The 25,437-nt window shown below is 69.0% G+C and carries 22 protein-coding genes; 18 read left to right on the forward strand and 4 right to left on the reverse strand.

Translation table 11 applies throughout. The features are described from left to right. Positions 1 to 101: 101 nt before the first annotated feature. The gene (locus SBI80_RS05805) at positions 102 to 959 is read left to right on the forward strand and encodes an LLM class flavin-dependent oxidoreductase (RefSeq protein ID WP_318973433.1); all 858 of its coding nucleotides are present in this window, start codon (positions 102 to 104) and stop codon (positions 957 to 959) included. A gap of 4 nt (positions 960 to 963) precedes the next feature. Here SBI80_RS05805 and SBI80_RS05810 read toward each other — a convergent pair whose 3' ends face one another. Next, entirely contained in the window at positions 964 to 1,992 is a 1,029-nt protein-coding gene (locus SBI80_RS05810) for a sugar-binding transcriptional regulator (protein WP_318973434.1), read from the reverse strand. A gap of 129 nt (positions 1,993 to 2,121) precedes the next feature. Between SBI80_RS05810 and eltD the strand changes: the two genes are divergently transcribed. From eltD to mnmA, 13 genes are all read left to right on the forward strand, one after another. After that, positions 2,122 to 3,210, forward strand: a complete 1,089-nt coding sequence (gene eltD / locus SBI80_RS05815; RefSeq protein ID WP_318973435.1) for an erythritol/L-threitol dehyrogenase — start codon at positions 2,122 to 2,124, stop codon at positions 3,208 to 3,210. 79 nt (positions 3,211 to 3,289) lie between these two features. Then, a complete protein-coding gene (locus SBI80_RS05820; protein ID WP_318973716.1) occupies positions 3,290 to 4,669 on the forward strand; it encodes an extracellular solute-binding protein in 1,380 nt (459 codons plus the stop codon). A gap of 14 nt (positions 4,670 to 4,683) precedes the next feature. Further along, the gene (locus tag SBI80_RS05825; protein ID WP_318973436.1) at positions 4,684 to 5,643 is read left to right on the forward strand and encodes a carbohydrate ABC transporter permease; all 960 of its coding nucleotides are present in this window, start codon (positions 4,684 to 4,686) and stop codon (positions 5,641 to 5,643) included. A 2-nt stretch (positions 5,644 to 5,645) separates the two neighbouring features. Then, the gene (locus SBI80_RS05830) at positions 5,646 to 6,536 is read left to right on the forward strand and encodes a carbohydrate ABC transporter permease (protein ID WP_318973437.1); all 891 of its coding nucleotides are present in this window, start codon (positions 5,646 to 5,648) and stop codon (positions 6,534 to 6,536) included. Continuing rightward, a complete protein-coding gene (locus tag SBI80_RS05835) occupies positions 6,536 to 7,669 on the forward strand; it encodes an ABC transporter ATP-binding protein (RefSeq protein WP_318973438.1) in 1,134 nt (377 codons plus the stop codon). Before SBI80_RS05830 ends, SBI80_RS05835 begins: the two co-directional genes overlap by 1 nt. Further along, positions 7,666 to 8,802: an ABC transporter ATP-binding protein gene (locus SBI80_RS05840; protein ID WP_318973439.1), complete on the forward strand. Its 1,137-nt coding sequence runs from the start codon at positions 7,666 to 7,668 to the stop codon at positions 8,800 to 8,802. The genes SBI80_RS05835 and SBI80_RS05840 overlap by 4 nt, the downstream gene beginning before the upstream one ends. Continuing rightward, complete coding sequence (gene derK / locus SBI80_RS05845; RefSeq protein WP_318973440.1) at positions 8,799 to 10,544, forward strand: D-erythrulose 4-kinase; 1,746 nt, start codon at positions 8,799 to 8,801, stop codon at positions 10,542 to 10,544. The genes SBI80_RS05840 and derK overlap by 4 nt, the downstream gene beginning before the upstream one ends. After that, positions 10,541 to 11,005, forward strand: a complete 465-nt coding sequence (locus SBI80_RS05850; protein WP_318973441.1) for a ribose-5-phosphate isomerase — start codon at positions 10,541 to 10,543, stop codon at positions 11,003 to 11,005. The genes derK and SBI80_RS05850 overlap by 4 nt, the downstream gene beginning before the upstream one ends. A 403-nt stretch (positions 11,006 to 11,408) precedes the next feature. Then, positions 11,409 to 12,809 carry a hypothetical protein gene (locus SBI80_RS05855; protein ID WP_318973442.1) on the forward strand — a complete coding sequence of 467 codons (1,401 nt, stop codon included), beginning with the start codon at positions 11,409 to 11,411 and terminating at the stop codon, positions 12,807 to 12,809. A gap of 92 nt (positions 12,810 to 12,901) precedes the next feature. Continuing rightward, the gene (locus SBI80_RS05860) at positions 12,902 to 13,732 is read left to right on the forward strand and encodes a GNAT family N-acetyltransferase (protein ID WP_318973443.1); all 831 of its coding nucleotides are present in this window, start codon (positions 12,902 to 12,904) and stop codon (positions 13,730 to 13,732) included. Further along, positions 13,729 to 14,640 (forward strand): lysophospholipid acyltransferase family protein, encoded by a 912-nt coding sequence (locus tag SBI80_RS05865; RefSeq protein WP_318973444.1) that lies wholly within the window; start codon positions 13,729 to 13,731, stop codon positions 14,638 to 14,640. Before SBI80_RS05860 ends, SBI80_RS05865 begins: the two co-directional genes overlap by 4 nt. A gap of 32 nt (positions 14,641 to 14,672) precedes the next feature. Beyond that, positions 14,673 to 15,857 (forward strand): cysteine desulfurase family protein, encoded by a 1,185-nt coding sequence (locus tag SBI80_RS05870; RefSeq protein WP_318973445.1) that lies wholly within the window; start codon positions 14,673 to 14,675, stop codon positions 15,855 to 15,857. A 27-nt stretch (positions 15,858 to 15,884) separates the two neighbouring features. Continuing rightward, a complete protein-coding gene (gene mnmA, locus SBI80_RS05875) occupies positions 15,885 to 16,961 on the forward strand; it encodes a tRNA 2-thiouridine(34) synthase MnmA (RefSeq protein ID WP_318973717.1) in 1,077 nt (358 codons plus the stop codon). Here mnmA and SBI80_RS05880 read toward each other — a convergent pair. After that, the gene (locus SBI80_RS05880) at positions 16,958 to 17,596 is read right to left on the reverse strand and encodes a sensor domain-containing protein (RefSeq protein ID WP_318973446.1); all 639 of its coding nucleotides are present in this window, start codon (positions 17,594 to 17,596) and stop codon (positions 16,958 to 16,960) included. The genes mnmA and SBI80_RS05880 overlap by 4 nt on opposite strands. Before the next feature lie 46 nt (positions 17,597 to 17,642). Between SBI80_RS05880 and SBI80_RS05885 the strand changes: the two genes are divergently transcribed. The 4 genes from SBI80_RS05885 to SBI80_RS05900 are packed head-to-tail and all read left to right on the forward strand — an operon-like array spanning position 17,643 to position 20,611. Further along, positions 17,643 to 18,653 (forward strand): uroporphyrinogen decarboxylase/cobalamine-independent methonine synthase family protein, encoded by a 1,011-nt coding sequence (locus SBI80_RS05885; protein WP_318973447.1) that lies wholly within the window; start codon positions 17,643 to 17,645, stop codon positions 18,651 to 18,653. A gap of 34 nt (positions 18,654 to 18,687) precedes the next feature. After that, a complete protein-coding gene (locus SBI80_RS05890; protein WP_318973448.1) occupies positions 18,688 to 19,737 on the forward strand; it encodes a hypothetical protein in 1,050 nt (349 codons plus the stop codon). A gap of 53 nt (positions 19,738 to 19,790) precedes the next feature. Continuing rightward, positions 19,791 to 20,267, forward strand: a complete 477-nt coding sequence (locus SBI80_RS05895; protein WP_318973449.1) for a hypothetical protein — start codon at positions 19,791 to 19,793, stop codon at positions 20,265 to 20,267. Next, on the forward strand, positions 20,264 to 20,611 hold the full coding sequence (locus SBI80_RS05900) for a transcriptional regulator (RefSeq protein ID WP_318973450.1): 348 nt from the start codon (positions 20,264 to 20,266) through the stop codon (positions 20,609 to 20,611). The genes SBI80_RS05895 and SBI80_RS05900 overlap by 4 nt, the downstream gene beginning before the upstream one ends. Here SBI80_RS05900 and SBI80_RS05905 read toward each other — a convergent pair. Together SBI80_RS05905 and SBI80_RS05910 are read right to left on the reverse strand one after the other, a co-directional pair. Further along, positions 20,608 to 22,209, reverse strand: coding sequence for a 4-coumarate--CoA ligase family protein (locus SBI80_RS05905; protein WP_318973451.1), 1,602 nt, complete (start codon positions 22,207 to 22,209; stop codon positions 20,608 to 20,610). The two genes, SBI80_RS05900 and SBI80_RS05905, sit on opposite strands and share 4 nt — an antisense overlap. A 132-nt stretch (positions 22,210 to 22,341) precedes the next feature. Beyond that, positions 22,342 to 24,792 (reverse strand): beta strand repeat-containing protein, encoded by a 2,451-nt coding sequence (locus tag SBI80_RS05910; protein ID WP_318973452.1) that lies wholly within the window; start codon positions 24,790 to 24,792, stop codon positions 22,342 to 22,344. Positions 24,793 to 25,437: the final 645 nt, after the last annotated feature.

Here is a 25,437-nt window from a genome sequence, read left to right on the forward strand (position 1 = left end):
CGAATCGGTACCAGGCCGGGCCAGTCTGGAGGGCAGCCGACCGGCCGTGGTGCCGAGTCCGAAAATGCCTACGCCACAGTCACACCCGAGAAAGGGACGTCATGGAAATTGGAATCGGTTTGCCGAATCACGTCGCCGAGGTCGAGGGACGGGTCATCACCGAGTGGAGTCGTCGGGCCGAGGAGGCGGGTTTCGAGTCGGTGACCACGATCGACCGGCCGATCTACCCGAACATCGACTCGATCATCGCTCTTGCGCTGGCAGCGGGTGTCACCGCGGCGGTGGGTCTGGTCGCCAACGTGCTGTTGGCACCGCTGTACCCGCCGGTGCTGCTCGCCAAGCAGCTTGCCGGCGTGGCAGATGCCTCCGGAGGCCGGCTGACCGTCGGGATGGGTGTGGGATCGCGCGCCGACGATTACGCCGCGATGGGAGTCGACTTCGCCTCGCGCGGAGCGCTTCTCGACGATTCGGTGGCGATCTGCCAGGAAGCCTGGGCCGGTGAGGCGGTCGCCGACTCGACCCCGCTGTGTCCCACGGCGACGACCATACCGCTGCTGTTCGGTGGCAAGTCGCCGGCGACGCTCCGCCGGATCGCCGCCTTCGGCGACGGCTGGGCGGCGGGCGCGGTGCGTGATCTACCGGCGCAGTCGTCCTTCGCCGACCGCGTCCGGGCCGGGTGGCGGGAGGCGGGCCGGACCGGTTCGCCGTTCCTGCAGGCGTCGCTGAACTTCGCGATGGGGGACGAGGCGGTGGTCGACGCGGGCCGCGGGCATCTGAGGCGGTATTACGGATTCGCACCTGAGTACGCCGCGCTGAACGTCACGGACATGGTCGCGACGCCGGAGGATGCGCGTAGTGCGGTGCGGGCCTACCGCGATCTCGGCTTTCACCGCTTGCTGTTTCACCCCGCCGTCGCCACCGGGGACCAGGTCGATCGGCTCGCCGAGGCGGTGCTGTAACCGGTTAGCTCGCCAGGGTGGGGCTCGCCAGGATGTCTCTGGCCGTCAGAGGATCGGTGACGAGGTGGTTGAAGTAACCGCCCCTGGCCCCGGCGACGATGGACTCGACCTTCTCCTTGCCGATGGCCACCGCGATCGTCACCGGAATGTGGCGCAGTGCCTCGAGTTCCACGGCGATCAGCCGCTCGCCGTCCTCGAAGGACACCGGCGCGCCGTCGCGATCGTAGAAGCGCGAGCAGACGTCGCCGACCGCGGCACGCAGCGAGGTGGACCCCGTCGGGACGAAACGCGGAATGTCCAAACGGGTCAATGGCGGTGCGCCGACGCCCATCAGTGCGCAGCGCGCGTGCGGCCACAGGTGCAGCACCTTCTGGATGCTCGGATCGTTCAGCAGCGACTGGTACAGCTCGACCCCGGGAAGCGCCGGCGCGAACAGGTAATTAGCCCGGCCCCCAACGCGATTGGCGACGAGTCGGGTGATCTCGTTGGTCTGGTACCACTCCTCGGGCTGGTCGTTGCCGCCGACGGTGGGGGCCACCACGACGCCGGGTAGCGGCGGCAGCTCGAACTGGGCGACCTCGTAGACCGTGCGGCCCGAGGACACCAGTAGAACGTCACCGGGGAGCAGGCCGGCCTCACCGAGGGCGCGACCGACGGCGGGCGCCAGCGTCCGGCCCATCACGTCGAGGACCGTGCGACCGGGGCCCGGCGCGGGGAGTTGCGGGCTGAGGTACACCGACGTCAGGTTCAGGGCCCGCGCGAGCCGGTCGGCCAGGTCGCCGGGACGAGCCTCGGCGGGCGGCACCACCTCGATCCGGACGATGCCCTGCCGCTTGGCCTCCGATAGCAACCGGCTCACGGTGGCGCGGCTGGTGCCGAGTTGCTCGGCGACCTCTGCCTGGGTGGCCTCGTCCTCGTAGTACAGCCGCGCCGCGGTGTACAGCAGCGATGCCGGAAAGTGGCTGCTCTCGCCGTCCCGTGGCGCGATCTCGCCGAGCGGGTTGGTGGAGGGGTGCTGTGCCGGCCGGGGCATGCGAGCAGTATGGCACCCCCCAAGAGTCGGTGAGCATCCGTTCTGAGAGGAATTTTGCTGAACATTCGTTCTGGACAACTGTGCAGCAGGTCGATACTGTGACCGGAGCCACAGGTGAAGGAGCTATGGATGACCGACCAGATTCCCGAGAAGATGCAGGCCGTCGTCTGCCACGGACCGAACGACTACCGCCTCGAGGAGGTCGCGGTCCCGCAGCGCAAGCCGGGCGAGGCGCTCGTCCGGGTCGAGGCCGTCGGCATCTGCGCCAGCGACCTCAAGTGCTACCACGGCGCCGCCAAGTTCTGGGGCGACGAGAACCGTCCGGCGTGGACCGAGACCATGGTCATCCCCGGTCACGAATTCGTGGGCCGCGTCGTCGAACTCGACGACGAAGCCGCCAGCAGGTGGGGGATCGCCGTCGGCGACCGCGTCACCTCCGAGCAGATCGTGCCGTGCTGGGAGTGTCGCTTCTGCAAGCGCGGGCAGTACCACATGTGCCAGCCGCACGACCTCTACGGTTTCAAGCGCCGCACGCCCGGTGCCATGGCCACCTACATGACCTATCCGGTGGAAGCGTTGGTGCACAAGATCTCCGGTGACCTGCCGCCCGCACACGCGGCGTTCGTCGAACCGCTGTCCTGCTCCCTGCACGCCGTCGAGCGCGCGCAGATCACCTTCGAGGACACCGTCGTGGTCGCCGGCTGCGGGCCGATCGGGCTCGGCATGATCGCCGGTGCCCGCGCCAAGAACCCGATGCACGTCATCGCACTGGACATGGCACCGGAGAAGCTGAAGCTGGCCAAGAAGTGCGGCGCCGACGTCACCATCAACATCGCCGAGGAGGACGTCGAGAAGATCGTCAAGGACCTCACCGGCGGATACGGCGCCGACGTCTACCTCGAGGGCACCGGGCACCCGTCCGCCGTTCCGCAGGGCCTGAACTCGTTGCGCAAACTCGGCCGCTACGTCGAGTACGGCGTCTTCGGCAGCGACGTGACGGTCGACTGGAGCATCATCAGCGACGACAAGGAACTCGATGTCCTTGGTGCTCATCTCGGACCGTACTGCTGGCCGGCGGCCATCAAGATGATCGAGTCCGGCGTGCTCCCGATGGACGAGATCTGCACCCACCAACTGCCGCTGAGTGAATTCCAGAAGGGCCTCGACCTGGTCGGCAGCGGCAAGGAGTCGGTCAAGGTCTCCCTGATCCCGGCGTGATCCCACCGAACCAAGGACACCAGAAAAGATGAGGCGTAATCCGAGCGGCCCTCAGGGTCCGCAGATGTCGCGGCGAAACATGTTGGCTGCGTTGGGCGTTGCAGGAGCGGCCGCGGCCAGCCTGCCCGTGCTCAGCGCGTGTGGGGTTGGCGGCAAGGCCAGTGCCCCCAACGGCGCGGGGGAGGTGAGCGGTGGCTTCGACTGGCGCAAGGCTGCCGGGCAGACCATCAACATCCTGCAGACCCCACACCCCTACCAGCTGTCGTATCAACCGCTGCTCCACGAGTTCACCGATCTGACCGGCATCACGGTCAACGTCGACCTGGTCCCCGAGGCCGACTACTTCACCAAGCTGAACACCGAGCTCGCAGGCGGCTCCGGCAAGCACGACGCCTTCATGCTTGGCGCGTACTTCATCTGGCAGTACGGCCCTCCCGGCTGGGTCGAGGACCTCAAGCCGTGGCTGGAGAACACATCGGCCACCAGCGCCGAGTACGACTTCGAGGACATCTTCGAGGGCTTGCGCACGTCGACGCGATGGGACTTCACGCTCGGCAATCCGCTGGGAACCGGTGGGCAGTGGGCGATTCCGTGGGGCTTCGAGAACAACGTCGTGGCCTACAACAAGCGGATCTTCGACGAGAAGGGCATCACCAAGCTGCCGGACAAGCTGGACGACTTCATCCAGTTGGCCATCGACCTCACCGACCGCTCGCAGAACCGGTACGGGTTGTCGACCCGCGGATCGAAGTCCTGGGCCACCATCCACCCCGGTTTCATGACGCAGTACACCCGCGAGGGCGCAGTGGACTACCACTGGAACGGCTCGGAGCTGATCGCCGAGATGGATAGCGACAAGGCGATCGCGTTCACCAAGAAGTGGATCGACCTCCAGCACCAGGCCGGCCCGACGTCGTGGACCACCTACGACTACCCCAACGCCACCGGCGATCTCGGTGACGGCAAGGCGATGATGGTGTTCGACGCCGACAGTGCGACCTACCCGAAGAACAAGCCCGGCGCCAGCAAGGAGGCGGGCAACCTCGGGTGGTACCCGGGGCCCGCCGGGCCGGACGGCAACTACAAGACCAACCTGTGGACGTGGAGTTGGGCGATGTCGGCCAACAGTCGCAACAAGCTGCCCGCCTGGCTGTTCATCCAGTGGGCCACCGGCAAGGACGCGATGAACAAGGCCGTCGAGGGCGGCACGTACGCCGACCCGGTGCGAAAGTCCGTGTTCGACACCACCTTCAAGCGCGTTGCCGCCGACCAGTTCGGCTACCTCGAGACCTTCGAGACCGTCATCGGCGAATCGAAGATCCAGTTCACCCCGCAGAAGAAGTTCTTCGACACCACCCAGAACTGGGCCGTGGCGCTACAGGACATCTACGGCGGCGACGACGCTGCCTCGCGGTTGCGCAGCCTCGCCAAGACCAACACCTCCAAGGTCAACCTCTAGGAGTTCTGGCACTCATGACCACGCAAACCCCCAAGGCGCCGCCGACGCAACCCGACCGGCCGGCAGCGTCGCAGGCGCACCGCGACCTGCCCGAGATCCCCACGTGGCGACGCAAGCTGCGGCCCTACCTCCTGTCGATACCGGCGCTGGTGATCGTCGTAGGGATCCTCTATCCGTTCGTGGTGGGCGCCTACTACGCCTTCCTGAACTACGCGGCGGTCAACCCCAACCCGCACTTCGTATGGTTCGACAACTTCAAGTCGGTACTGGGCGACCAGGTCTTCTGGCAGAGCGTCAAGGTCACCGCGATCTTCGCGGTGGCGGCGACCGCAGTGGAGACGGTGCTCGGCGTGGGATTGGCTCTGCTGCTCAACCGCTCGAGCATCATCGGCAAGATCTTCGAGAAGGTCTTGATCCTGCCGCTGATGATCGCGCCGGTGATCGCCGGCGTGATCTGGAAGCTGATGTTCAACCCGCAGTTCGGCATCCTCAATCACGTTCTGGGACTGGGCAATACGTTCGACTGGCTGTCCAGCAGCCACGCCCTGTTCTCGGTGGTGCTGGTCGACCTGTGGATCTTCACCCCGTTCGTGGCGATCCTGGTGCTGGCCGGCATCCGGTCGCTGCCCAAGGAGCCCTTCGAGGCCTCCGAGGTGGACGGCGCCAACTGGTTCTACATGTTCCGCAAGCTCATGCTGCCGATGCTGTGGCCCTACATCTTGGTCGCCGTCATCTTCCGGTTCATGGACAACCTCAAGGTCTTCGACCACATCTACGTGCTCACCGCGGGTGGTCCCGGCGTGGCCACCCGCACCCTGCAGATCGGCGCCTTCGAGGACTCGATCATCAATCTCGACTACTCCCGCGGCAGCACCTACATGCTGCTGCTGTGGATCATCGTGTTCATCACGGCGCGCTACCTGGTGAGCGTGCTCGGCAAGGCGCAGCGTCGTGCTGCGGGAGCGGAGTCCTAACCATGGCACTGACCAAGTTCAGGCCGACACGCAGCGAGCTCCTGCCCGGCCAGAAGCGGCTCTCACCCGGATCGGTGGTCGCCGACATCGGCCTCATCGGGTGGTTCGTCTTCTCGCTGTTCCCCATCGCGTGGATGGTCATCCTGGCCCTGAAGAACGCCGAGGAGCAGACCACCACCTACTTCCAGTTCAGTCCGACGTGGTCCAACTTCGCCACCGTGCTGTCCGACAAGGGCACTCAGATGACGAGCGTCGACTTCAAGACGGCGATGCTGACCAGCCTGCTGAATTGCGGTGGCGCCGTGATCGTCTCGCTGGTGATCGGCATCCCCGCGGCCTACGCGGCGGGCCGCTGGAAGTACAAGGGCAGCAATGACCTCATGTTCCAGATGCTGTCGTTTCGGTTCGCTCCGGAGCTGATGGTCATCGTGCCGCTGTTCGTGATCTACAACCAGATCGGGCTTTTCGACACCAAGGTCGGGATGATCTGGGTGCTGCAGCTGGTCACGATGCCGCTGGTGGTGTGGATCCTGCGGTCCTACTTCGAGGACCTGCCGGAGGATCTGGAGCAGGCCGCGCTGTTGGACGGTTACACCCGCACGCGGGCGTTCATCATGGTGGCACTGCCCATCGTGCGCCCCGGCATCGCCGCTGCGGCACTGCTGGCATTCATCTTCGCCTGGAACAACTACGTCTTCCCGCTGATCCTGGCCGACAGCAACGCGGGTACGGTCACCGTGGCCATCACCAAGTTCCTCGGCGGCGGCGGGCAGGCGTACTACAACCTGACCGCGGCGGCGGCGATCATCGCCGCACTGCCACCACTGATACTGGCGCTCACCATCCAGAGATATCTGGTGCGGGGCCTGTCCTTCGGGGCGGTGAAAGCCTGATGGCCACCGTATCGCTCAAGGGTCTGTCCAAGTCCTACGGCAAGATCACCGCAGTGGACGACCTCACCGTCGACATCGCCGACGGGGAGTTCTTCGTCATCCTCGGACCCAGCGGCGCTGGCAAGACGACGACGCTGAAGTCCATCGCCGGTCTGGTCGACGTCGACGGTGGAACCGTCACCATCGGCGGCAACGACGTCACGCTCGTCGAGCCCTATCACCGCAACGTGGCGATGGCGTTCGAGAGCTACGCGCTCTACCCGCAGAAGACGGTCAGCGAGAATCTGGACTCTCCGCTGAAGTCCGGACGCACCGGCAAGTACACCGATGCCCAGCGACGCGAACGCATCGACCAGGTCACCACCACGCTGGGAATCAACCATCTGCTCAACCGCTTTCCGCGCGAGCTGTCCAACGGGCAGCGCCAGCGGGTAGCGCTCGGCCGGGTTTTGATGCGCCCAGCCGACGTGTACCTGCTCGACGAACCGCTGAGTCACCTCGACGCGAAGCTGCGCGCCGCGATGCGCGCCGAGCTCAAGCAACTCGGCGCGATGTCGAAGACCACCACCGTCTACGTCACCCACGACTACCAGGAGGCGCTGGCCCTCGGTGATCGCATCGCGGTGCTGCGGAACGGTTCACTGGTGCAGATCGGTACGCCGGAGGAGATTTGGCGGCACCCGGCGGACACCTTCGTCGCCAAGTCGCTGGGTCAGCCCGAGATCAACCTCCTCGACGGGGTCGTCGACGAGGACCGCATCAATCTGGCGGAGGGCCGACTGCACGTCGCGATTCCGTCGGACGCCGCCGTCGACCGTGGTGATCGGGTGCGAGTCGGCCTGCGGCCGTGCGACATCCACGTCACCAGCGGCGAGGGCTCGCTACGCGGCAGGGTTCTGCTGGCCGAGCGGCTGGGCCGCAACATCGAGCTCACCGTCGACGTCGGGGGAGCGCAGCTGATCGTCCTGACCTCCGGTAGACACGGGGTCGGGGAGGGCGACGACGTGACGATGCGGGTCGCCGACTCCGACGTCCACGTCTTCGCCCCCTCGGAGCAAGACTCCGGAAACGGCACGGGCGACACCCGCCGACTCACCACATCGTCCGACGAGAGGCTGGAGGCCGCGCAATGACGACCACCGCAGAGCGCCCCACCACGACCACCGCTCAGAGCCTGGTACTGAGCGATCTGGTGAAGACCTACGCGTCGCGGGGCCGCGAGAGCGTCACCGCCGTCAAGGGCATCGACCTGTCGATCGAACCGGGTGAACTCGTCGCCCTGCTCGGCCCTTCGGGCTGCGGCAAGACCACGACGCTGCGGATGATCGCCGGGCTGGAGACGGTGACCAGCGGGTCGATCCGCATCGGTGACCGGGAGATCTCGCAGCTGCCGGCGTCCAAGCGCGGGATCGGCGTTGGCTTCGAGAGCTACGCGCTGTACCCGCCGCTGTCGGTTCGCGAGAACCTGCTGTACGGCCTGAAGGCCCGCAAGGTAAGGGGCGCCGAGCAGATGGTGTCCTCGATCAGCACCCGCCTGGAGATGGACGACCTCATGGACCTGCGTCCGGCCGGTCTGTCCAGCGGTCAGAAGCAGCGCGTCGCATTGGCCCGCGCGCTGGTGCGCAACCCGCCCGTGCTGCTACTCGACGAGCCGCTGAGCCACCTCGATGCCTCGGCGCGCCAACGGGTCCGGCGCGAGCTGAAGGTACTGCAGCGCGAGTTCGGCTACACCACCATCGTGGTCACCCACGACCAGGTCGAAGCCCTCTCGCTGGCCGACCGCCTGGCGGTGATGGATGCCGGCGTGGTGCAGCAGTTCGGCACCCCCGACGAGGTGTTCGACGATCCGGCGAACCTGTTCGTCGCCCAGTTCGTCGGCGAGCCGCAGATCAACGTGCTGCCTGGCGTGGTCGAGACCGGCCAGTCGGCCGCCGGCCAGGTCCGAGTCGAGATCGGTTCGGGTGCAGGCACTCTGGAGGCTGCCGCGACGTCGGTGCCCAACGGCACCCGGGTGTCGGTCGGCGTGCGCCCCCAGGACTGCACGATGTCCGCGGGCGACGGCCAGGGGTTGCGCACCACGGTTGCCTACTTCGAGCACCTGCTCGAATTCGGGCTGGCCACCAGTACGGTGGCGGGTGTGCAGGAGGGCATCGTCGTCCAGACGCCCGCCCACGAAAGCTACGAACCAGAGCAACAGGTCGTCGTCAGCGCCCCGCCAGAGCGGGTGTACCTGTTCGACGCCGATACCGGAGAGCGATTGCGATGACCAAGCTGTTCAACGATCCGGCGCGCTTCACCGAGGACATGCTCGTCGGATTCTTGGACGCCAACGCCCGCTACGTGGCTGGAGTGCCGGGCGGGGTGGTGCGGGCGTACGAGACGCCCCCGGGGAAGGTCGCCGTCGTCATCGGTGGAGGGTCGGGCCACTACCCGGCGTTCTGCGGCACTGTTGGTCCCGGCTTCGCCGACGGCGCGGTCGTCGGCAACATCTTCACCTCGCCGTCAGCCGAGGAGGCCGCGTCGGTGGCTCGGGCTGCCCACGGTGACGCCGGCGTGCTACTCACCACCGGCAACTACGCCGGCGACGTGATGAACTTCGGCCTGGCGGTCAACCAGTTGCGCGGTGAAGGCATCGACGCGCACTACTTCGCCGTCACCGACGACATCGCCAGCGCACCCCGGGGCGAGGAGGTCAAGCGACGCGGCATCGCCGGCGACTTCACGGTGTTCAAGTGTGCGTCGGCGGCCGCCGAGGACGGACTGGACATTCAGGGCGTCATTCGGGTCGCCGAGGCCTCCAACGCGGCGACCAGAACTCTCGGCGTCGCGTTCGACGGCTGCACCCTGCCGGGTGCCGACCACCCGCTGTTCACCGTCCCCGACGGGCAGATGGGCGTCGGCCTCGGCATCCACGGCGAGCCTGGCGTGCGCGACGAACCGCTGCCGACGGCGGCCAACCTGGCGCAGACGCTGGTCGATGGCGTCCTCGGCGACAAGCCTGCCACCGAATCCACTCGCATCGCGGTGATCCTCAACGGACTCGGTCAGACGAAGTACGAGGAGCTGTTCGTCGTCTGGGGCACGGCCTCGCGGCTGCTGCGCGAGCGCGGTTACGAGATCGTCGAACCGGAAGTCGGGGAGCTGGTCACTAGCCTGGACATGGCGGGCTGCTCGCTGACCATCATGTGGCTCGACGACGAGCTCGAGAAGTACTGGACCGCGCCCGCCGACACCCCGGCCTACCGCAAGGGTGTTGCAGCGCAAGCTGATTCGGGGGAGCGGCGCGGCGATGCAGCCGCCGATGCCGCGGCCCCGACCCTCGACGTGGCAGCACTGGCCGACGACGAGGGCCGCGCTGGCGGGCGATTCGTCGCCGAGGCGCTCGGCGCCATCGCCGACATGCTGGCCGACGCAGAGGACGAGCTGGGCCGCATCGATGCCGTCGCCGGTGACGGTGATCACGGCCGCGGAATGGTCAAGGGGTCATCGGCGGCGCGGGTGGCCGCGGCCGCCGCCGTCGAGGCCGGCGCCGGTCAAGGTTCCGTCCTGGCAGCAGCGGGTAGGGAATGGGCGGCCAAGGCCGGTGGCACCTCGGGGGTGCTCTGGGGCGCGCTGCTTAATGCCGTGGGCGCCCGGCTCGGCGACACCGGTCGGCCGGACTCGTCCACCGTCGCCGCGGGAATGCGCGACGGCTACGACGCGCTGATTCAGCTCGGTGGCGCGGCACCGGGCGACAAGACCATGCTCGACGCCATGCTGCCGTTCGTCGACACGCTCGAGCGGGGAGTGGCCGACGGACGGTCGTGGCGCGACGCCTGGCGGATTGCCGCCGACGTCGCGGCCGAAGCGGCCCGCGCCACCGCGAAGATGCGTCCGAAGGTCGGACGCGCGCGGCCGCTGGCCGAGCGTAGCGTCGGAACGCCCGACGCCGGTGCGACGTCACTTGCGATGTGCGCCCACACGGTCGCCGACTGCTTCGCACCATCTACCCAGGGAGATGCCTCGTGACTGCGCTACGCATCGTCGTCGGTTGCGACGACGCCGGATACGAATACAAGGAGACGCTGAAGGGCGACCTGCTCGCCGACGATCGGGTGGCCGACGTCGTCGACGTCGGCGTCGGCTCCGACGAGCACACCGCCTACCCGCACGTCGCCGTTGCGGCCGCGCGGATGATCGCCGAGGGCAAGGCCGACCGTGCCCTGCTGGTCTGTGGAACCGGTCTCGGGGTGGCGATCAGTGCCAACAAGGTGCCGGGCATCCGGGCCGTCACCGCGCACGACGGATTCTCGGTCGAGCGTTCGGTGCTGTCGAACAATGCCCAGGTGCTGTGTTTCGGGCAGCGGGTGATCGGCCTGGAACTGGCGCGGCGGCTGGCCCGTGAGTGGCTGGGTTACGAGTTCGACCCCAGCAGCGCGTCCGCCGAGAAGGTCGATGCCATCTGCGGATACGAGTCCGTCGCGCCCTAGGTGAATTTTCCGAGCTTGCTCGGTAGTCGCTTTGCCCGGCTAAATTGGCTGCGCTGAATGGCGTGCGCCACCCCGTCCCGTTCAGCACGGGGTGGCGCGAGACGGCGGGGTCGACGGGACCCGGCGTGGGGTCTGCAGCACCGGTTCGGTCACCGAATTGTCAGCCGCGAGCTGGTCAGTTCGTCGAGGCGGCCCGATTCTGGCGACCGTGGCGCACCGGCAGCCCGTCGTGGCCACATCGAAACGCCCTTGAGCTGCCACTCGGCGACCGATTGCGATACATTTGCTGCACGCGATCTTGATTGGTGAATCGCCCCGAAATGGCGATAGCTGAGTGCCATCGTGTGGAACAATTGGTCCAAATACCTACCGACGGGTTCGCTGGGTGGTGGGAGGAGACGACATGTCGACGAATGCGCGCATCGCAGCGGGCGCCTTCGTGCTGTCCACCGGCCTCCTGCTGGGCAGTGGTGGGGGTGCGATCGCGATCGCCGACACTCCCTCGCCCAGTCCGGGCCAGAGCGCCGACGGCGCCGGCTCCCCATCGTCGTCCGGATCGCCCGCCGGGGGAATCGGGACCATCGCCGACTCCCTGCGCAAGGCGGCCCAGAACAGTTGGCAGGCAACCGTACAGGGAGTCACCGGCACGCTTGCGTCGCTGCCGAAGCCCGGCGGCATCGCCTCGGGCATCCCCTCGTCGCCCAAGACGACGTTCGGTGGCACGCCAACCGTGCACGGCAGCACCGGTCCCGACGGCACGACCGCAACGGATCCCGCCGCGCAGCCAGTCGCGGCCACGCCGCCCGTCGTGGACACGGTGGCGACCACGCCGTCGTCGACGGAGACCGCTCCGGTCGCGAACACGCCGGCCACCGCTCCGGCCACGCCGGCCACCGCTCCGGTCACGGCGGGCGCGACGCAGTCCTCGCCGAGCGCGAACGATGCGCTCTCCGCCGCGTCCCTGGCCGCCTCCAACGCCGCTGCCAATGCCGCTTCGGCCGCGGCGAACGCCACGTCGAACGTCCTGGCCTCGGCCTCGAACACGTTCGCCACCGTCTCAGGTGCCGTGGCGGCATTGCCCGGATCCGCTCCGGTGACCGAGGCCATCGCCCAGGTCCAGAACGTGATCACCGCCGTGGCGAACGCGGGCGCGTCGCTCAGCCAATTGCCGTCCGAGCTCTCCGAGCTGCTCGGCGCGAGCGCCACGGTCCCGACCGCGGTCACGGGGACCACGACGGGTGGTCATCCCGTCATCTCCGCGAAGTCGCTGGCCGACATGGTGCCGGCCGCCTCGCCGCTGCCCTCGATCCTGGCGTTGCCCGGTGTGCAGAGCGTGCCCGCTCCCAACGCGACGTCGACCCCCGTGACGCTGTTGGACTTCGCGACCCCGCAGGTCGACGCCGGCGCCACCACCGCGGCGCCCGCCGCGGCCCCCATACCCAGCGGCACCCACGACATCCTGTCGATCGTCGAGCACGTGATCGGCGCGTTCGTGGCGTCGGTATCGCTGACTGCGCTGCTGGCCGTCGCCCTGCCCGGTATCGGTGGTCTCCTCGCTACGTGCGCCGCGGGCATCCGCGTGGGGTACCGGCAGGCCAAGGCCGGTGCCGAACTGCCGGGAACGGCGATCTCGCGTTTCGTTGGTTCCGGCCCCGTCGGCGTCGTCCGTTCCGGTTCGCAGGTCTCGCTGCGGGGCCGCACGGTGAGCGCAAAGCGTCCCGACGTCCGGACGGCGCGCACGCACACCCTGCGCGCCGTCGAAGCGGCGCCGGCCGAGGCCGACCTGCTCGACGCCGCCGTCTAGTCGTCGGCGCCAGTCAATTCGTCACCTGGCGTGCACGGACACGTCATGCTCTGATTGCTCCCGCGCTGTCCTGCTGAAGCACCGTGCTGGCTATGAGCACTGCTTCCGTACTCATCGCCGCTGATCAACCCACCACGACGGACGACACCCCGCGCTACACGCTGCTGCTTTCGACCGACCCCGCGCTGATCGACGACGCGCAGCGTCTCCGCTACGACGTGTTCACCTCCGAGCCGGGATTCGCGCTCACCGGTGCCGCCGACGGACGCGATGCCGACGAGTTCGACCAGTACTGCGACCACCTGCTCGTCCGGGAGGATCGATCCGGCGACATCGTCGGCTGCTACCGCATGCTGCCTCCACCGGGGGCCATCGCCGCGGGCGGTCTGTACAGCGCCACCGAGTTCGAGGTGTCCGAACTCGATGCGCTGCGGCCCTCCCTGGTCGAAATGGGCCGGGCAGTGGTGCGCCAGGACCACCGCAACGGGGGCGTCGTCCTGTTGATGTGGGCTGGCATCCTGGCCTATCTGGACCGCTGCGGGTACGACTACGTGACCGGTTGCGTGTCGGTGCCCGTCCAGGGTGCGCCCGACGAGATGCCCGGCGCCCAGATTCGAGCCGTGCGGGACTTCGTCCGCCGGCGCCACGCCTCGGAGTACACCGTCGTGCCGTACCGCCCGGTGGTGGTGGACGGCAGGTCCCTCGACGAGATCCCGTCGCCGGGACGCGTGGCGGTCCCAGCGCTGATGCGGGGCTACCTGCGGTTGGGCGCCGAGGTCTGCGGTGAACCCGCCCACGACCCCGCCTTCGGCGTCGGAGACTTCCCGGCACTGCTCGACAAGCGCAAGGCCGACGTCCGATACCTGCACCGCCTGCGTTCGGTGTCGCAAGCCGCCGACCCGTCGGACGGAGTGGCCCGATGACCAGCCTGGGTGGTCTGGAGCAGCACGGTCGGGCTGGTGCGGTGGCATCGCCGCCCAATCCTTGGCTGCCAAGGGCATCCTGCGACGCGTCGTGCGTGCGCCCCGACCCGGTCCACGCGTCGCACCGGGTCGTGGTGGCCGTGCGGACCGCGGCCCGCATCGGCTGCGCCCTGGTGCTGCTTCCGCTGCTGCCACTGCTGGCGGTGCCGCTTCCGGGTCGCGCGCGCGTCCAGCGCATCTACTGCCGGTTGATGCTGCGCTGCCTCGGGGTGCGGATCACGACCTCCGGCGGTCCGATCCGCAACCTGCGCGGAGTGCTGGTGGTGAGCGGGCACGTGTCGTGGGTCGACATCTTCGTGGTCGGCTCGGTGCTGCCCGGATCGTTCGTCGCCCGCGCCGACCTGATCGATTGGCCGGCGCTGGGCTTCGTCGCCCGGCTGCTCAAGGTGATCCCCATCGAGCGGGCCAGTCTGCGCCGGCTCCCGGAGGTGGTGCGCGCCGTCGCCGAGCGGCTGTCCGCAGGTCAGACCGTCGTCGCGTTCCCGGAGGGCACCACCTGGTGTGGGCTGGGCTACGGACGGTTCCGCCCCGCCATGTTCCAGGGCGCCATCGACGCGGGCCGTCCCGTCCAGCCCTTGCGCATGACCTACCACCACCGCGACGGGCAGCTCTCCACGGTTCCCGCGTTCATCGGCGACGATTCACTGCTGCAGTCGGTCCGCCGGGTGATCACGGCCCGGCTGACGGTGTGCCACGTCCAAGTGCAGTCACTCGAGTTGCCCGGCACCGACCGGCGCGACCTCACCGTTAGGTGTGAGGCCGCCGTCCGCGGAGTCACCTCGCTGGACGACGTGCCGCGGGCGGTACTCGGCGCCCATGACGCACACCGGCGCGCGCTGGCCGTCTGAGGACCGCGCGCTGCCGGTATCCTTGACGGGCCATGACCGCCGTCTACCTGGATCACGCCGCCACCACCCCGATGCACCCCGCTGCCATCGAGGCCATGACGGCGGCGCTGGCGACGGTCGGCAATGCGTCGTCGCTGCACACGTCCGGTCGGGCGGCACGCCGCCGGATGGAGGAGGCGCGCGAGACGCTGGCCGGGCTGTTGGGAGCCCGCCCATCGGAGATCATCGTCACCGCCGGCGGCACCGAGAGTGACAACCTGGCCGTCAAGGGCATCTTCTGGGCCCGCCGCGACGTCGACGCCAGGCGCCGCAGGATCATCACCACCCCGGTCGAGCACCACGCCGTCCTGGACGCCGTCGAATGGCTCGTCGAGCACGAGGGCGCCGAGGTGACCTGGCTGCCGGTGCAACGGGACGGGACCGTGGCCACCAGCGCGTTGCGGAAGGCGCTCGAGGACCACGACGACGTCGCGCTGGTCTCCGTGATGTGGGCCAACAACGAGGTCGGCACCATCATGCCGATCGCCGAGCTGGCGGCCATCGCCTCGGAGTTCGACGTGCCCATGCACAGCGACGCCATCCAGGCCGTCGGCCAGCTGCCCGTCGACTTCGCGGCCAGCGGGCTGTCCGCGATGAGCGTGGCTGCGCACAAGTTCGGCGGGCCGACGGGCGTGGGGGCACTGCTACTTCGCCGCGACACCCCGTGCGTGCCGCTGTTGCACGGCGGTGGTCAGGAACGCGACGTGCGTTCTGGCACACCGGATGTCGCGAGCACCGTCGCGATGGCCGCGGCCGCCAGGGTCGCCATCGAGGGCCTCGAGGGGTATCGCACCCGCATCTCGGCGCTGCGCGACAAGCTCATCGACGGGGTGCTGTCCTCGATGGACGACGTCGACCTCAACGGCGCCGAGGGCGAGGCCCGCCTGCCGGGCAACACCCACTTCACGTTTCGCGGTTGCGAGGGCGACGCTCTGCTGATGCTGTTGGACGCCAAGGGAATCGAGTGCTCCACGGGATCGGCGTGTACCGCCGGCGTTGCCCAGCCGTCGCACGTGCTGATCGCGATGGGCGCCGATCCGGCCAGCGCTCGCGGCTCTCTGCGACTGTCGCTCGGACACACCAGCACCGAGGCCGACGTCGACGCCGCCCTCGGGGTGCTGCCCGCCGCGGTGGACCGGGCCAGGCAGGCCGCGTTGGCCAGTGCGGGCCGGGACTGACGTGACGAACCCAAGGGGCGGACGGTGATGAGGGTCCTGGTCGCGATGAGCGGCGGCGTCGACTCCTCGGTGGCTGCTGCGCGCATGGTCGACGCCGGTCACGAGGTGGTCGGCGTGCACCTGGCCCTGTCCTCGGCGCCGGGCACGCTGCGGACGGGTTCGCGCGGCTGCTGTTCGAAGGAGGACGCGGGGGACGCCCGCCGCGTCGCCGACATCCTCGACATCCCGTTCTACGTCTGGGACTTCGCCGACCGCTTCGCCGAGGACGTCATCGACGACTTCGTGGAGTCCTACGCGCGCGGTGAGACCCCGAACCCGTGCGTGCGGTGCAACGAACGGATCAAGTTCTCCGCGATGTCGGCGCGGGCACTGGCGTTGGGCTTCGACGCGCTGGCCACCGGTCACTACGCACGGCTGTCCGACGGCCGGCTGCGGCGTGCCGTCGACCCCGACAAGGACCAGTCCTACGTCCTCGGCGTGCTCGACCAACGCCAACTGGCCACGGCGCTCTTCCCGATCGGTGACACCCCCAAGGCGCGGATTCGCGACGAGGCGGCCCGGCGCGGGCTCGCCGTGGCCGACAAGCCCGACAGCCACGACATCTGCTTCATCCCGTCCGGTGACACCAGGGCCTTCCTCGGCGCGCGCATCGGAGTGCGCCGCGGGTCGGTGGTCGACGCCGGAGGTGCGGTACTTGCCGAGCACGACGGCGTACACGGTTTCACCATCGGACAGCGCAAGGGCCTCGGCATCGCGGGTCCCGGCCCCGATGGCCGACCCAGGTACGTGACGTCGATCGACGCCGAGAGCGGCACCGTTCGGGTGGGCGACGCCGCCGACCTCGAGGTGCGGACGCTGATCGGGGAGCGCCCGGTGTTCACCGCAGGCGCGCCGCTTGCGGGCCCCGTCGAGTGCGACGTCCAGGTCCGCGCCCATGGCGGCATCGCAAGTGCCGTCGTCGAGCATCGGGGCGACCGGCTGGTTGCGACGCTGCGCAGCCCGTTGCGCGGCGTGGCGACCGGTCAGACCATGGTCGTCTACCTGCCGGACCCCGACGGCGACGAGGTCGTCGCCAGCGCGACGATCTCCGCAGCGCGGCCCTAGCCCGGAATGCGGGCCAGGATGGCGCCCATGACGACGTCGGGCACCGCCGGGGGATAGGCGCAGAACGTGACCTCGACGAGCACCACTGACTTGAGCCGGTAGTCGCGACCGCACTCGGGGCTCGTCCTGGTGCGGATGGCGTCCTCGGACCGGGTCCAGTCACCGACGTAACCGGAGGTCGACGAACCACAGGCATCGACCCGGCGGCCCAGCGCCTGGAACGTCGCGCGCGCGGTCGCCACGTCGCGGTACCCCGCGGCGGCCTGCGAGATGAGCGCCCCCTGCGGCGGGTTCTGGTAGGTCGTTGCATGGAATTCCTCGACGTCGGGCCCGAACGTCTGGGTCTCGGCGAAGATCCAGGCGCACTGGGGTGGCACCCGGTCGGCGAACACGTCGAGGTCGACGGGGAATTTGCCGTCCATGCTCGGAATGACCGTCAGGGCGGCACCGGCGCCCGTGATCGCCCGCATCCGTGATTGCGGGAGCAGAACGCGATCGACGTCGACCGGTGACCGCGAGCGCTCGTCGATCCCCGGCGCGGCGCGCACCGGGAGCCCCGTCACCGTCGAGGCGCACGCTGCGGTCAGCACGGCCGCGCAGACCGCCAACGGGGCGCTGATGGACAGTCCGGCCATGCTCGACGGTAACTCTTTTGGCAGGTCATCGAATAGTGTTGGCGGCGTGAGTGTTTTCGCCGCGGCAACCGGCATCGGATCCTGGCCCGGCACGGCGGCGCGGGAAGCCGCCGAAGTGGTGGTCGGGGAGCTGCATGCCCTGGCACATCTCGTCGAATTGCCCGCCAGGGGTGTCGGCGCCGATCTGATCGGGCGGGCCGGCGCGCTTCTGGTCGACATCGGTATGGACACCGTGCCGCGCGGGTACCGCATCGCCGCCGGCCGCAGCTCGGCGGTGCGCCGCGCGGCGAGCCTGCTCGACGAGGACGTCGACGCCCTCGAAGAGGCTTGGGAGCGGGCTGGATTGCGCGGCGGATCGCGCACGGTCAAGGTGCAGGCGCCCGGGCCGATCACCCTTGCGGCACATCTCGAACTCCCCAACGGCCACCGAGCGATCACCGACGCGGGAGCGGTCCGCGACCTGGCGGGCAGCCTCGCCGAGGGACTCGCGCTGCACCGGGCGGAGATCGCGCGTCGGCTCGACGTGGAGGTCGCGGTGCAGTTGGACGAGCCGTCGCTGCCCGCGGCGTTGGCCGGCCGGTTGACCGGGGTGACCAGCTTCTCACCGGTGCACCCGGTGGACGAGGCGCTGGCGCAGGGATTGTTCGACGAGTGCGTCGCAACCGTCGGGGGTGAGGTCGCCTTGCACTGCTGCGCTCCGGATCTTCCCTGGAAACTGTTGCAGCGCACAAAGATTGGGGCCATCTCCGTAGACGTCTCAACCTTGACCGCGGCTGATCTCGACGGCGTTGGTGAATTCATCGAGACCGGTCGCGTGGTGTTGCTGGGGGTGGTCCCGGTGCACGCGCCGGACCGTCGTCTCGCGCCGGAGGAGGTGGCGACGGCGGCCGCATCGATCACCGACAGGTTGGGCTTCCCCCGCGGGGTGTTGCGCGACCGCGTCGGCATCACCCCGGCGTGTGGGTTGGCGGGGACGACGGCGGCCTGGGCGCGCACGGCGATCGAACTGGCGCAGAAGGTTGCCGATGGGATCACCGAGGATCCGACTTCGGCGTAGGGTTGCCTTAGCACTCAATCGGTCAGGGAGGACCGTGGCGAAGTCGATGAAGGGCGTGGCAGCCGGGGCGGCGGCCTTCGCAGCCATCTCCATGGCAGGCGTACCTGGCATGGCGATCACGTCTGCCGACCCCGGGGGATCGCATTCGGCTCGGGATGGTGGTCATTCCCGCGCCGGTGATGACGGACCGGGCCGTCGTGGACCCGCCCCGCGCGACGGTGGACGTGATGGCAGTCGCGGTGGTTTCGACCGAAGTGGTGTAGATCGAAGTGGTGTCGGTCGTCGTGACGGCGGCCGGCCGGGCCCTGATTCTCGCGGCCCTCGCGACGGCAACGGCGCTCGCGACGGCGGCGGCAATCGCGACGGCAACGGCAATCGGGATGGCAACGGCAACCGGGACGGCAACGTTCGCGGCCAATGGCCCGGTTCCGCCGGCTGGACCGACCGGACCGGTGACCCGGTCTCCGACGGTTCCTCCGGGCAGGGCGCCTCCGACGTCGCGGTGAACCAACGCGCGACCGCATCCCGGACGGTCGCGGTGCAGTCGGTGACTCCTAGTGCCGACACTGCCGTCTCGGTCGAGTCGGTCAACCCGGCGGTCGCCGCCGACACCGCCGTGCCCGCGCCCGCCGGCAGCGCGGCGGCCGCCGCCGGGGGTTCCGGTTCGGGAGGCGGCGGTGCCATCCCGACGCCGGTGGTGATCATCGTGCCGTCGGTGACCTTTGGGGATGGCCGCTCGCCGGCGCCCGCCGGCGTGCTCGCCGAGGAGGCCGGTGCGCTGCAGGCAGTGGCGTCGACCGTGCTGCGGGTGTCACCCGTCGAGCCGGCGATCAGCGAGCCGGTAGTCGAGCTTCCCACGACGGCCGCGGGGGTGATGCCCGCACCACTGGCGGCCGAACCCAGGCCTTGGCCGCTGTCCCGGCCCCCGGTGACGGCGGTGTGGGGCGGACATGCCGAGTCGAGCTGGCCCGCGGGCCTGCTCTTCGGCATCGCCGGACTGCTGCTGGCACCTCTCGGCGGAATCTGGTTGGGCCAGCGGCAGGCGCGGGCTGCGAAGGCGGCCTCGCATCTGGTCAGTCGGTAGCCGCGCTGGTCTGCCCTTGACTTTCCGGTCTGGAAACTGGGATCCTACTTTCCATGTGGGAAAGTGAAGATGACGTCACGGCGGCCGACGCGCGCGCCGCGCTGGCGGCCGTCGACGTCGCCAAGGCGCGCGTCGCCGAGGAAGTCGGTCTGCCCGAGTGGTACTGGTGGCTGCTGGCGGCGGCCTGGGTAGTCCTTGGCGCCGTCAACGACTCTGGGCCGCAATGGCTTGCCGTCAGCGCCACCCTTGGATTCGGCATCGTGCACTCCGTGGTCGCGTCGCGCCGGCTGAACGGTCGCCGCAGGACCGATCGCCTCCAGGTGAGTGCCGAGACGGCCGGGCGCCGCGTTCCGCTGGTGATCATCGGCATGTTGCTGGCGTTGGTGGCGCTGACCATCGCGACGGGATTCGCGCTGCACGCCGACGGCGTGGGTCATGCCGGTACCGCCGCGGGCGTATTCGTCGGCGCGATCGTCGGCTTCGGTGGACCGCGGATCCTGCGCACGCTGCGCGACTGGACCCGGGCATGACGGCGGCGCCGCGCTTCGACGAGCTCATCCATCCCAGCACGCGCCTGACGTTGGTGGCGTCGTTGGCGGCCGTCGACTGGGCCGAGTTCGGCTATCTCAAGGAGGCGCTGAAACTCTCGGATTCAGCTCTGTCGAAACAACTCTCGACACTGGAGCAAGCGGGCTACGTCGGGACCGAACGTCGGCTCGAGGCAAGCCGTCGCAAGGTCTACGCCCGGCTCACCGACGTCGGGCGCGAGGCGTTCGCGGGTCACGTGGCCGCGTTGCGAGCGATCGTCGACGGCGTGACGGGACCGGCTGCCCCCGAACGGGTCTCGACGCCGTCCGCGCCGGCGGCTGGCTAGCGTAGATCCTTGCGCAGGATCTTGCCGGACGCAGATTTGGGGATCGCGTCGATGAATGCCACCTGGCGCACCTTCTTGTATGGGGCCACCTGGCCGGCGACGAACTCCATCACCTCGGCCTCGGTGAGCTCGCTGCCTGATGTCTTGACCACGAATGCCTTTGGTATCTCCTCGCCGGATTCGGCGTCCGTGACCCCGATGACGGCGGTGTCGGCGATGCCGGGGTGGGTGAGCAGCACCGCTTCCAGTTCGGCCGGCGGCACCTGGTAACCCTTGTACTTGATGAGTTCCTTGAGCCGATCGACGATGTAGACGCAGCCCGTCGAATCCACCCGCGCCACGTCACCGGTGTGCAGGAAGCCGTCGGCGTCGACGGTCTCACGGGTGGCCTCATCGTTGTTCAGATAGCCCGCCATCACGTTGGGGCCCTTGAACCAGAGCTCGCCGGTCGTGCTGAGACCCGATGCCGGGGGATCGATCTCGACACCGTTCTCGTCGACGATCTTGCTGACCGCGTTGGGGACGGTCCAGCCGCACGAGCTCAGCGGGGCGACCGAGCCGATGAGGCTGCGCCCGCCGTCGGGCGGCGTGATGTGGCTGACCGGGCTCAGTTCACTCATGCCGTAGCCCTGCACCACCTGGCACCCCAGCCGGGACGAGACCGCCTTACCGAGTTCCTCGTCGAGCGGCGCCGCACCGGACATGATGCTGCGCAGGCTGGACAGGTCGTAGGAGTCGACCATCGGATGCTTGGCAAGCGCCACTGCCACCGGTGGTGCGATGAAGGCGAAGGTGCAGCCGTGAGCCTGAATGTTGGAGAGGAATTCCTCGAGATCGAAGCTCGGCATGATGACCAGACGCGCGCGGGCGTGCAGGGCGGCATTGAGCAGCACCGTCATGCCGTAGATGTGGAAGAACGGCAGCACGGCCAGGATGCGGTCCTCGGGCTGCATGCCCTGCAGCGGCCGGATCTGCGCGACGTTGGCCGTCAAATTTTGGTGCGTGAGCATCACGCCCTTCGGGTTGCCGGTCGTTCCCGAGCTGTAGGGCAACGCCGCCAAGTGTGTGGCGGGGTCGAACGTCACCTCGGGGGCGGGCAGGGCCGGCCCCAGCAGATCGGCGGCGTTGGGGTGACCGTCGACCGATTCGCCTGGACCGTCGAGCACCACCACGGCGTCGGTGGCCAGCCCGACGGCCGCAGCCCCATCGGCGGCCTGGGCCAGCAGGGCGCTGACCGTGACGAGCATCCTGGCTCGGGAGTCGACGAGCTGCTTGGCGATGTCCTTGGCCGTGAACAGCGCATTGATGGTGGTGGCGGTCGCGCCCGCGCGCAAGATGCCGTGGAACGCGATGGCGAACGCAGAACTGTTGGGCGCCAACAGTCCAACGACATCACCGACACCGATCCCACGCGCCGCGAGCGCACCGGCGAACGCGTCGATGCGGGCGATCAGCTCGGCGTAACTGGTCTCCGCACCGGTCTTCGCGTCGACCAGGGCAATCCGGTCGGCTTCGGCGTCACCGGCGTCACCGAAGAGATAGTCGTAGACGCTGACGGTGGGAATCTGGACCTGGGGGAAGGGGCTAGTGAAACTCATCGTGCCTCCGATCGAACCATGCCCGGGCTCGCCCCGGCCGGCATCCCCATGCCTACCGTGCCGACTCGACTCCAAGAAACCACGATGGGCCCTCCTCGCGGAGGGCCCATCATGGCTTGGAGGCGTCTGGAGCTACTTGGCGCTGCTCGCCGAACCTGCGCCCGCCGAACCGCTGCTGCCGGACTCCGAACCCGCCGACGAGGCGGTGGACGCCGACCCGGACTCCGTGCCGCCCGCCGAGGACGCGCTGCCCGAACCACCGGTCGAACCGGCGGAGCTACCCGCCTTGGTGGTGGGCTCGGACTTGTTGCCGTCCTTGACGGTCGAGCTGGAACCCGAGGTCGTGCTCGAACCCGAGGTCGTGCTCGAACCGGTGCTGGAACCCGAGGTCGTGCTCGAACCCGAGGTCGTGCTCGAACCGGTGCTCGAACCCGAGGTGCTCTCGCTCGAGCCCGAACCGGAGGTCGCGCCGGTGCTGGTCTCGGTACCGGTCGTGCTGGACGAGCCAGTGCTCGCCTCGGTCACCGGGGCGGCGGTCGAGGCCTTCTTGGCGGCGGTGACGGGTGCGACGGTGGACGCGCTGGTCTCCGTCTGGACCGCGGGGGCTTCGACGGTCGTCGCCGCGACGGTGGGTCCGGTGATGATCCCGGTTGCGGTACCCACCGCGTTGACGAGCGTGTTCCCGACGTCACCGGCGGTCTGGCCGGCGGTGTTGCCCGCGGTGCCCACGGCGTTGATGGCGGTGTTGCCAGCCGTGCCGAGGGTGGCGCCGGTGGTGTTGCCGACGTCGCCGATCGTGCCGATCACCGTGTTGCCCACGTTGCCGACCGTCTGGATGGCCGTGTTGCCGAACGCGCCAATGCCCTGGACGGCGAGCGTGCCCGCCGCGCCGAGGCCGGCCACCCCGATGTTCAGGGCGGTGGACCCGCCGTTCACCAGCGTGTTGACCGCCGCGACGTAGCTCGCGAAGTCCAACGGGTTGGCCAGGATCGAACCCAGGGCGGCGCCGCCGCTGTTGATCAGCGTGGTGCCGATGCCGCCGAGAGTCAGCAGACCGATGTTGCCGAGCCCACCGACGGTGGCCAGGGCCGTGGCTCCGAGCGCACCGATGCCGCCGATGGCCTGCAGACCCGCGTTGCCGAATCCGACGATCGCCTGCGTGCCTGCCGTGCCAAGGCCCGTGACGAGCTGAGCGCCTGCGGTGCCGAGACCACCTAGGAGTTGGCCGCCTGCGGTGCCGAAGCCGGTGATGGCCTGGGATCCCGCGGTCCCGACTCCGTTGAGGAGGACGCCGATCGCCGAGCCGATGTCGTTCGGGGTCAGCGCCTGCACCGAGACGTCGGCGGTCGACGCGGCCAGCAGCCGGGCCTGCGCCACCTGCGTGGTGGCCGCCGCCGGCGTTTCGTTCAGGAATCCGAGCGCGCTGGCCACGGCGTTGGACAGGGTGGTGCCGATGCCGCCGAGCGTGGCGAGTGTCAGGTTGCCGATGGCACCGGCAGTTGCGATGCCGGTGCTGAGCGGGTCGCCGATGGTTGCGAGGGCGGCGTTGCCGACCCCGCCGACCGTCGCCAGCGCCGTGCTGACGATCGTCCCGAGGCCCGCCACCGCCTGGTTGCCGGCGGTGCCAAGGCCCTGCAGCCCGAGATTGAACGCGGCACCCCCGCCGGCCAGCAGCGTGCCGATCGCCGCGGCGTAGCTGTTGGGATCCAGCGGGCTGGCGAGGATTGCACCGAGTGCACTGCCGCCGGAGGCGAGCAGGGTGTTGCCGATGGCGCCGATCGTCTGGATACCGGTATTCCCAAGTGCGCCAAGGGTTGCCACGCCGGCGACGCCGGTCGCGCCGGCGCCCAGGACCGCGGTTCCGCCGATCGCGCCGAGGCCGGCGACGAACTGAACGCCTGCGGCGCCGACGCCGCCCACCAGCGCGGTGCCACCGGCACCGGCGGCGAGGAACGCCTGGTTGAGCGCGCTAGCCGCGCCCGCGGCGAGTGCCGCGACGGCGTCGACCACGTTCTGCGGGGTCGGCAGCGCCAGCAGTGAGTTGCCCACCCCGGTGATCAGGGTGTTGCCGATCGAGCCGACCGTCGACAGTGCCGTGTTGCCAAGGGCGCCGAGGGTGGCGAGGGCCTGAGTGCCCGCGACGCCAGCTCCCACCAGGCCCTGGCCAAGGGCGCTACCGCCGCCGGCCAGGAGCAGCGCGAGCGCTGCCGGGTAGGCACCGGGGTTCGCCGGGTTGGCGGCGATGGCCGCCAGGGCGGCGGCGCCGGTCGCGTTGAGGGTGTTGCCAACGGTGCCGACGGTCTGAACGGTGGTGTTGCCGATGTCGCCCAAGCCCGTGATCGCTTGGTTGCCTGCGGTCCCGAGGCCCGTCAGGCCCTGGTTTCCTGCGGTCCCCACCGCGTCGAGGATGTCCTGGATCGCGGAGGCGAGGCCGGTCGGGACGTAGTTGGCCGAGACCGACGGCAGATGCGGCGCACTGATCGAGATGTTGGGCGGCGGCACGACCAGCGGACTTAGTGCGATGGCGGTTGCTCCGACCATTGCGATACCGGTGTTGAGCGGAGAACGAATGGCCAGGTGCATGGCAACCCCCTAATAGAAACCGAACTGATCAGCAAAAGTTACCTGAGGATTCTTTGTGTAACCAAGACTTTTCTCCAATCACTTTTTAATGAGTTTCGGTGATCTTGAATTGGGTTTGCTGTCTTCAGTGACGCAAAATTCGCCAGCAGCATCGATGGCGGTAATCCGGCAATGCTCGAGGCGCCGGCGGGTCACCCCGGGCAGGCGGAGCGGGTCGGCTGACCGCCGAACGTCGACACGCGCTCGTCGACGTGTACTGACGATCCGAATTCGTCGCCGTTTCCGCCGGATGCGGGCGTAGCGATGGTCCGCGCGCCCTTTGCCGCCGGCGCCGTGGGGACGATGTCGAAGGCGGTGTGAATCGTGACTGCCGTCAATTTGGCGTGGCGTCCCGTTCTTGTGCCGTTGACTTGCGGCGACGGCTACATAGATGAGGCAACGGTTGCTATGGCGCCCCGGTGCGGGCAGATGCCTTCAGGCGGATCCGGAGACACCGACGGCGTGTCGTCCGGGGCGGTGACGCGACGGCCGCTCCTCGGCCCCGCCGGGGGTGGTGCTGGCGGAGGACCACGGGAGTGCCTGGGGGCGCGGGCATTCTGGCGCCGAGGGCGGTGCCGGTGGTCGGACGCCCGCTGGTCGACGCGT

Source organism: Mycolicibacterium sichuanense (assembly GCF_033741125.1).
Classification (GTDB): Bacteria; Actinomycetota; Actinomycetes; order Mycobacteriales; family Mycobacteriaceae; genus Mycobacterium.